The sequence below is a fragment of the Patulibacter medicamentivorans genome (assembly GCF_000240225.1).
GTDB lineage: Bacteria > Actinomycetota > Thermoleophilia > Solirubrobacterales > Solirubrobacteraceae > Patulibacter > Patulibacter medicamentivorans.
On the sequence record NZ_AGUD01000094.1, the window covers coordinates 1 to 7,743 of the forward strand.

Sequence of the window (7,743 nt, forward strand, 5' to 3'; positions counted from 1 at the left end):
CCGCGCCCGATCCCGCCGAGCTGGCGCAGCGGCTCGACGCCGCTCGGCGTCGCCTCGACGCGCCGCGCCGGCGGCGCGGCGGGCTCGGGCGGGACTAGAGGTCCCGGCGCGCCCGCCGGCGTGGCGGGCTCCGCCGGGACGAGCTCCCACCCCGCCCCCGGCCACGACGGTCGGGCCCACTAGCCTGCCTGGCGTGGCCACCACCTTCACCCCCGCCCACCGCGGCGGATCCGGCTCGCCGCTGGTCTGCCTGCATGGCTTCACCGACACCTGGCGGACCTGGGAGCTGGTGCTGCCGGTCCTGGAGCGTCACCACGACGTCCTCGCCCCGACCCTGCTCGGGCACGCCGGCGGGCCGCCGCTGACCGGCGAGGTCGACGCCGACGCGATCGTCGACGCGGTCGAGCGGGCGATGGACGCGGCGGGCTTCGAGACGGCGCACGTCGTCGGCAACTCGCTCGGCGGCTTCGTCGCCCTGCGGCTGGCCGCCCGCGGCCGCGCGCGGTCGGTGGTCGCCCTGGCGCCGGCGGGCGGCTGGGAGGTCGGCGATCCGGCGCTGCGGGAGACGCTCGGCTTCTTCACGACGATGCAGGCGCAGGTCCGGGCGGCCGTCCCCCACGCGGACGCGATCATGGCCTCGGAGGCTGGCCGCCGGGCCGCCACCCAGTTCATCACGACCAACTACGAGCACCTGCCGGCCGAGCTGCTGGCCCACCAGATGCAGGGCGTCGCCGGCTGCGACGGGGCCGCCGCGATGATCGACCACGCGCTGCGCGACGGCTACGACCTCGACGCCGAGCGGATCACGTGCCCGGTGCGGATCGTCTGGGGCACCGCCGACCGGCTCCTCGCCTGGCCCTCGAGCGCCGTCCGCTACCGCCGCGACTGGCTCCCCCACGCCGACTGGGTCGAGCTGGACGACGTCGGCCACTGCCCGCAGCTGGACGTCCCGCTCGAGACCGCCGCGCTGATCACCGGCTTCACCGCCGGCTGACGCGTCCGGCGTCCTGGGACGTCTGGCGTCCCGAGAGGGCTAGGGCGCCTGGCCGGCCGCGGTCAGCGCGTCGAGCTCGACGGCCAGCGGCGCGTAGAGGTCGAGCGGGACCGAGGTCAGCGCGGTCACGTGCTGGATGCCCTCGCGCTCGGCCAGCGGCCCGAGCGAGGTGGCGGTCAGGGCGCGGGCCGCGGCGACGACCAGGCGCCGGACCTTCGACCGAACGCCCGGCCGGATCGCCAGCGCGTCGGCGAGCACCGGCGTCGACGTCCACAGGGCCCGCAGGCCGGCGGCCTCGGCCGGCCCGACCGGCAGTCGCGTGACGGCCGCGTCGACCTGGCCCCGGCGCACGGCCCGCAGCGCGTCGCCGTCGTCGGCGATCCGCCGCAGCGAGACGTCGCCGGCGCGCAGGCCCGCGGCCTGCAGCGCCCGCCGCGGCAGCAGGTCGCCGCCCGCCGTCAGCTGCTCCCCGATCGCCAGCGTCCGCCGGCGCAGGTCGGCGACCGTCCGGACGCGGCTGCCGTCGCGGACCCAGATCCGCGCCGGCGCCTGGCGGGCCGGGATCTCCTGGCCGGTCGCGAACATCCCGACGACGTCGACCGCCGCGACCCGGTCGGCCACGACGACCGCCTCGGGATCGAGCTGGGCGAGGTCGATCTGGTGCAGCGCCAGCGACAGCAGCAGCTGCTTCTGGCTGTCGCGCAGGACGACCTCGACCGGGCAGGCGACCAGGTCGCTGAGGTCGTGGGCGAAGCGGTCGGCGGCGGCCCGGCCCGGGCCGTCGCCGGCGTCGAGCGCGAAGCCGACCCGGATCGCGGTCTTCGTGCAGCTGCCGTCGTCGAAGCGCTCGGGGACCGCGGCGCCGCCGTCCGCGCGGGCGCCGGATCCGGGGACGAGCGCCAGGCCCGCCGCCGCGACGGCGACCGCCAGCACCAGCAGCAGCGCGACCAGGCGCGGGGACGGACGGACGGCGGACGTGCTCATGATCGAAGGGCCCGCGGCCGGCGCTCGGCCGGCGGGGTGCCCTGGAGGATGCCGGGTCGGCCCCGGGCCGTGCGTCGCGGGCCCGGTCAGCCCTCGCCCGAGGCGCGCAGCAGCGCCAGCACCGCCAGCACCCGCCGGTGGTCCCCGGACGACGCCGGCAGCTCGAGCTTGCCGAGGATGCTCGTGACGTGCTTCTCGACCGCGCCGTCGGTGATCACCAGCTGCTCGGCGATCCCGCGGTTCGAGCGGCCCTCGGCCATCAGCGCCAGGACCTCGTGCTCGCGCGGGGTCAGCGCCTCGAGCGCGCCGGCGCCGCCGCGGCGACCGCGCGCGACCAGCTGGGCGACCACCTCGGGATCGAGCGCGGTGCCGCCGGCCGCGACCCGCTCGCAGGCCCGGACGAACTCGGCCGGCTCGGCGACCCGGTCCTTCAGCAGGTAGCCGATCCCGCCGCGGCCGTCGGCCAGCAGCTCGCTCGCGTAGGTCCGCTCGACGTACTGCGAGAGCACCAGCACCGCCTGGTCGGGGACGATCGCGCGCAGCTCGAGCGCGGCGCGGATCCCCTCGTCGGTGAAGGTCGGCGGCAGGCGCACGTCGCAGAGCGCCAGGTCTGGTCGCAGCGCCGCCCCCCGGCGGACGATGTCGTCGGGGGTCTCGACCGCGGCCACGACCTCGTGGCCGTGGTCGCGCAGCAGCCGCGTCAGGCCGTCGCGCAGCAGGGCATGGTCTTCGGCGATCAGGACACGCACGGGATGGTCGCCCGGACGACGGTCGGTCCGCCGATCGGGCTCTCCATCTCCAGCATGCCATCCAGGGCGGCGACTCGGTCGCGCAGCCCCGCCAGCCCGCCGCCGGGGAGGATCTGGGCCCCGCCGCTGCCGTCGTCGCTGATCTCGACCCGCAGCAGCCGGCTGGTGCCGCGAACGGTCACCGTGCAGCTGGCGGCACCGGCGTGCTTGGCGATGTTGACCAGCGACTCGCTGACCACGAAGTAGGCGGCGGTCTCGGCGCTCGACGGCGGCCGCCGCTCCAGCTCGACGTCGAGCATCACCGGGATCGGCGAGCGGGCCACGAGCGAGCTGAGCGCCGCGTCCAGGCCGCGGTCGGCGAGCACCGACGGGGCGATCCCGCGCACCAGGTCGCGCATCTCGGCCAGCGCCCGGCGGGCCTCCGCGCGGGCGCCCTGGATCAGCTCGCGCGCGGCCTCGGGATCGCGGTCGACGCGCTCCTCGGCCATCCCGAGGTCCATCGCCACCGCCACCATCCGCGCCTGGGCGCCGTCGTGGAGGTCGCGCTCGATCCGCTTCAGCTCCGCGGCGGCCGCGTCGACCGCGCCGGCGCGGGTCTCCTCGAGGTGCGACACGCGCTGCACCAGCTCGGCCCGCTCGTCGCCGAGCAGCGAGCGGGTCAGCCCGACCGAGACGATGGTCGCGCCGCGCCCCAGCCAGTAGGCGACCGGGATCAGCAGCAGGCCGAACGGGATGCAGGCGAGCGCCTCCCCGAGGCTGTCGACCCGCAGCTGCGAGAAGCCGAACATGTCGACGCCCTCGGGGATCGCCCAGTACCACAGCGGGACGGTCAGGTAGCCCAGCGGCAGCGCCCAGAGCGACGCGGCGCAGAAGCCGGCGAGGGTGACCGGGAACTGGACGATCGAGTAGCCGACGTCCTTCCAGCGGCGCGGGTCGGAGACCATCGCCTGGGCCGCGCCGAGCAGGCCCTCGCCGAGCGGCCGGTAGGCGCCGCGGACCTCGTCCGGGTCGACGATCAGCGTCCGCCGGCGCTCGATCTCCGCGCACCAGCGGATGATCTGGCTGGAGAGCATCGCGATCGGGATGCCGACGATCAACACCAGCAGCCCGAGCGACAGCGACACCATCGTCACCGCGATCGAGAAGAAGGCGGTGCCGATCACCCCGCCGAGCATCAGGTAGGCGAAGTCGTGCCACGCGCGGTCGCCGTGGGCCGCGAGCCGGCGCCGCCGGTCGCGGCTCGCGGGCACCGCAGCGGCTTCCCGGGTCGGCGCGTCGCCGGTCCGCACGTCGTCGCGGACGGGCTCCTCGCCGACGGGCTGGTCGGGCGTGGGGTCGGGGGTGGAGCTCATGGGACGATCGTGGCGAGAATCGCAGGTCCCGCCCATCGGGCGGCCCGGCGAGTGGCGGTGGGGTTCTCCCCACCCCCTTCCCGGCGGTCAGCCGGCCGGCGGCGCGACGGGCGCGGTCCCTGGTGACGGCACCGGGCCGACCGTCGGCACCAGCGTCGTCGCGTAGACCGCGGTGTCGAACCGCGTCCAGTACCGCAGCGTCCCGCACAGGTACAGGACCACCGTCCGCCCGCCCTGCACCGTCGCCGTCGGCCGAAAGCAGTTGCGGCCGCCGGGGCTGAGGCGCCGGTCGCGGACCCAGGTCAGCCCGTGGTCCGGGCTGGTCCAGCGCTCGACGATCCCGCGCCCGCCGACGATCCGCGCCGGGTAGACGACGTCCGGATCCTGCGGGTCGATCGCGATCCCGCCGGTCTCGAAGGCCCCCGCCCGGAACCGCTGGCGGTTGTCGGAGTAGGCCGGCGTGATCCGGCTGACCTGCCAGGCGCTGCCGGTCCAGCGGGCGCTGTAGAAGCGCTGCCAGTTGCGGTTGAAGCCGACCGAGTAGACGACCACGGTGTTGCCGTTGCCGTCGTCGGAGACGTCCATCACCCACGCCCGCCCGAGCGCCTGCTCGTAGCGGTAGACCAGGTCGCCGGCCGACGCCGGCATCGGCAGCCGCCGGACCGATCCGACGACCCGGCCGTCGCTGCGGCGGAAGGTCCCCTCGTGGAAGTTCAGGCAGTAGACGTTGGTCCGGGCCTGCGCCGGATGGGCCTCGGTGTAGCAGGCGTGGACGACCCCGCTGCCGGGCTTGCCCGGGGCGTACTTCGCGTACGGTCGCTGCCCCTTCGGCCCCCGCACGATCTCGCGCGCGGGGCTCCAGTGGCTGCCCTTGCGGATCGCGAACGTCGGTCGCCAGCAGCCGCCGCGCCAGGCGACGAAAGTCCGCCCGCCGCCGATGCTGACCGGGTTCGGGTAGGTGTAGCCGAGCTCGCCGCGCGCGTTGACCGGGACCGTCCGCGTGCGGGTCCAGCGGCGGATGTCGTGGCCGCGGATCGTCTCGCGGTAGTACATGCGGCTGACCACGTGGAACGGCCGCTCGCGCCCCGAGTGCGGGCTGAAGAAGACCAGCAGCTTGCCTCCCGGCCGCACCACCAGCGCCGGGTTGTTGTGGTCGTCGCGCCCGGTCCGGCCGACGCTGACGACCCGCCGAACGCCGGTCGTCAGGTTGACCTTGGCGACCTGCACGCGACCGCCGCGGGTGATCCAGCCGGTGTAGACGTTGGGCCCGATCGAGACCGCACGCGGGTCGCCGAAGTAGCTCCAGGCGCCGTCGCCGAGCCGCATCGTCCGGGCCTCGAGCGTCGGCGCCGCCGGCACCGGCGGCAGCGCCTGCCGCGAGCGGCCCTTGCGCTCCTCCGGCGTGATCGGGACCGTCCGCCGGCAGTCCGCGGGGACGCGCTGCCCGGCGGCGGCCGAGGTCGGGCCGGCCCCGCCGTCGAGCCCCGCCGAGGCGACCAGCGCGACCGTCGCCAGGCCGGCGGTCAGGGCCGCGGCCCGGCGGAGCGGCGCGACGGGTGGTGCTGATCGCATCGCGGCATCATCGACCACCGGCCCGGTCGGGTGCGGCACCCCGGTCGCGGGTCTCCCGCCTGGCCGCCCAGCTCCTAGAGGATCAGCCGCCGCTCCATGTAGTGGACGGCCAGCCGCCAGGCGATCAGCGCGAAGGCGACGAGGAAGGCCAGGTGGCCGACGTCGGCCCAGCCCTCGAAGCCGAAGACGGCGTGGCGAACCAGCTCGACGCAGTGGTAGAGCGGGTTGACGTTGCCGAGGATCCGCGCCCACTCGGGCAGCTGGTCGAGCGGGAAGAAGGTCCCGGCGACGAGGAACAGCGGCGTCAGCAAGCCGCTCTGCCAGTAGGAGAAGCTCTCGATCGTCTTCGCCTTGGCCGCGATGAAGATCCCGAAGCTCGCCCAGCCGTAGCCGGCCAGCGCGGCGATCAGCGGCACCAGCAGCATCCCCCAGCTGGGGTCGAGGCCGAAGACGACCGCGACCAGCATCGGCACGCAGCCGTAGGTGCCGGTGCGCGCGGCGATCCACAGCGCCTCGGCGGTGACCAGCTCCTCGGTGTCGACCGGGGCGGCCAGGATCGCGTCGTACGTGTGCTGGAACTGGTACTTGACGAAGGTCGAGTACATCGCCGGGAAGGCGCCCGAGAAGAGCACCGTGGTGGCGACGATCCCGGTCCCGACGAAGTCGATGTAGTCGTAGCCGGCGACGGTCGAGACCAGCGAGCCGAAGCCGAACCCGAAGGCCAGCAGGTAGATCGTCGGGTCGACGGTCGAGGAGAAGGTCGACGAGCGCCAGAACGAGCTGAAGTTGACGATCTCGCGGACCATGACGCCGCGAACGGCGGCGCGCTCCAGCCGCCCGAGCCGGCGGGTCGGGGCGGCGGTCGTGGTGGTCGCCATCAGGAGATCTCCTCGCCGGTCAGGAGCACGAAGACGTCCTCCAGGTTGGTCGTCCGGCGCTCGCCCTCGAGCACCCCGTCAGCGGCGTCGCCGGCCCCCAGCACCGCCACCGAGGTGCCGGTCCGGCGCGTGCGCCAGCCGCGGTCGCGGGCCATCGCCTCGACCTGGCCGAGTCGCGTCGGCGAGCCGTAGACCTCGAGCGCCTCGGCGCCGGCGTGCTCGGCGATCAGCGCCTGCGGCGCGCCGACGGCGACCGCGGACCCGTGCGACATGATCGTGACGCTGTCGCAGAGGCGCTCGGCCTCCTCGATGTAGTGGGTGCTCATCAGAATCGAGACGCCCTCCGAGCGCAGGCGGTCGATCAGCGCCCACAGCTCCTGGCGGACCTGCGGGTCGAGGCCGACCGTCGGCTCGTCGAGCAGGATCAGCCGCGGCTCGTGCAGCAGCGCGCGGGCGATCAACAGCCGCCGTCGCATCCCGCCGCTCAGCTCGTCCGCCTTCGAGGTCCGCCGCTCGATCAGGTTGGCGATCTGCAGCGCACGGTCGATCGCGGCCTGGCGCCGGGCCTTCGGCACCCGGTAGAGGTGGGCGAAGACGAGCAGGTTCTGCTCGACCGTCAGCGAGACGTCGAGGTTGTCCAGCTGCGGGACCACGCCCATCTGCGCACGAGCCTGCTTCGAGTCCGCGGGCAGCCGGAAGCCGAGCACCTCGAGCTCGCCCTCGTCGGCGATCGCCTGGGCGGTCAGCATCTTCATCGTCGTCGACTTGCCGGCCCCGTTGGGGCCGAGCAGGCCGACGCAGGTCCCGGACGGCAGGTCGAGGTCGAGGCCGGCGACGGCGGTCAGCGGCCCGAACCGCTTCACGACCCGGCGCAGCCGGATCGCCGCCGGGGCGGTCGGGGTCGGGGTCGGCGGGGAGATCTCGCGATCGTCCCGCTCGATGGTCGGCATCTGGTCGTCCACCAGCGGCATTCTGCACCTCTCGCAGGTCGTTGCAGGAGCAGAGACCGCCGCCGGCGACGAGACTCATCGCAGCTTCAGCGTCACCCGCAGCGGCACGGCGCGGCCCTCGACCTCGCTGGCGGTCACCCGGACCGCGAAGCGCCCGCCCCGGCGCAGCGTCCGGCGCCCGGCCGCGGTCAGCCGCAGGGCGCCGCGAGCCGTCCGCAGCGAGAGCGTGCGGGTCGTGCCGCCGCGCGCCCGCAGCCGCAGCGT

At 75.1% G+C, this 7,743-nt stretch carries 8 protein-coding genes; 1 reads left to right on the top strand and 7 read right to left on the bottom strand.

The window, feature by feature from the left end; translation table 11 throughout:
* Positions 1 to 193: 193 nt before the first annotated feature.
* Complete coding sequence (locus PAI11_RS08180) at positions 194 to 994, top strand: alpha/beta fold hydrolase (protein ID WP_007572934.1); 801 nt, start codon at positions 194 to 196, stop codon at positions 992 to 994.
* 39 nt (positions 995 to 1,033) lie between these two features.
* Here PAI11_RS08180 and PAI11_RS24130 read toward each other — a convergent pair whose 3' ends face one another.
* The 7 genes from PAI11_RS24130 to PAI11_RS26955 form a co-directional block, all read right to left on the bottom strand.
* Complete coding sequence (locus PAI11_RS24130) at positions 1,034 to 1,978, bottom strand: PhnD/SsuA/transferrin family substrate-binding protein (protein ID WP_007572936.1); 945 nt, start codon at positions 1,976 to 1,978, stop codon at positions 1,034 to 1,036.
* Between the two features lie 86 nt (positions 1,979 to 2,064).
* The gene (locus PAI11_RS08190; protein WP_007572938.1) at positions 2,065 to 2,727 is read right to left on the bottom strand and encodes a response regulator; all 663 of its coding nucleotides are present in this window, start codon (positions 2,725 to 2,727) and stop codon (positions 2,065 to 2,067) included.
* A complete protein-coding gene (locus PAI11_RS08195) occupies positions 2,715 to 4,079 on the bottom strand; it encodes a sensor histidine kinase (RefSeq protein WP_007572941.1) in 1,365 nt (454 codons plus the stop codon). Before PAI11_RS08195 ends, PAI11_RS08190 begins: the two co-directional genes overlap by 13 nt.
* Before the next feature lie 87 nt (positions 4,080 to 4,166).
* Positions 4,167 to 5,651 (bottom strand): BNR-4 repeat-containing protein, encoded by a 1,485-nt coding sequence (locus PAI11_RS08200; protein ID WP_007572944.1) that lies wholly within the window; start codon positions 5,649 to 5,651, stop codon positions 4,167 to 4,169.
* A gap of 74 nt (positions 5,652 to 5,725) precedes the next feature.
* The gene (locus PAI11_RS08205) at positions 5,726 to 6,529 is read right to left on the bottom strand and encodes an ABC transporter permease (RefSeq protein ID WP_007572946.1); all 804 of its coding nucleotides are present in this window, start codon (positions 6,527 to 6,529) and stop codon (positions 5,726 to 5,728) included.
* Positions 6,529 to 7,500: an ABC transporter ATP-binding protein gene (locus PAI11_RS08210; RefSeq protein ID WP_007572948.1), complete on the bottom strand. Its 972-nt coding sequence runs from the start codon at positions 7,498 to 7,500 to the stop codon at positions 6,529 to 6,531. Before PAI11_RS08210 ends, PAI11_RS08205 begins: the two co-directional genes overlap by 1 nt.
* Positions 7,501 to 7,554: 54 nt before the next feature.
* Positions 7,555 to 7,743: hypothetical protein (locus PAI11_RS26955; RefSeq protein ID WP_040599218.1), on the bottom strand; the 189-nt coding region annotated here is incomplete at its 5' end.

Excerpts from the sequence above, each read along its gene's own strand:
- PAI11_RS08210 (WP_007572948.1), bottom strand. The coding sequence starts at position 7,500 with ATGCCGCTGGTGGACGACCAGATGCCGACCATCGAGCGGGACGATCGC.
- PAI11_RS08195 (WP_007572941.1), bottom strand. The coding sequence starts at position 4,079 with ATGAGCTCCACCCCCGACCCCACGCCCGACCAGCCCGTCGGCGAGGAG.
- PAI11_RS08200 (WP_007572944.1), bottom strand. The coding sequence starts at position 5,651 with ATGCGATCAGCACCACCCGTCGCGCCGCTCCGCCGGGCCGCGGCCCTG.
- PAI11_RS08205 (WP_007572946.1), bottom strand. The coding sequence starts at position 6,529 with ATGGCGACCACCACGACCGCCGCCCCGACCCGCCGGCTCGGGCGGCTG.
- PAI11_RS24130 (WP_007572936.1), bottom strand. The coding sequence starts at position 1,978 with ATGAGCACGTCCGCCGTCCGTCCGTCCCCGCGCCTGGTCGCGCTGCTG.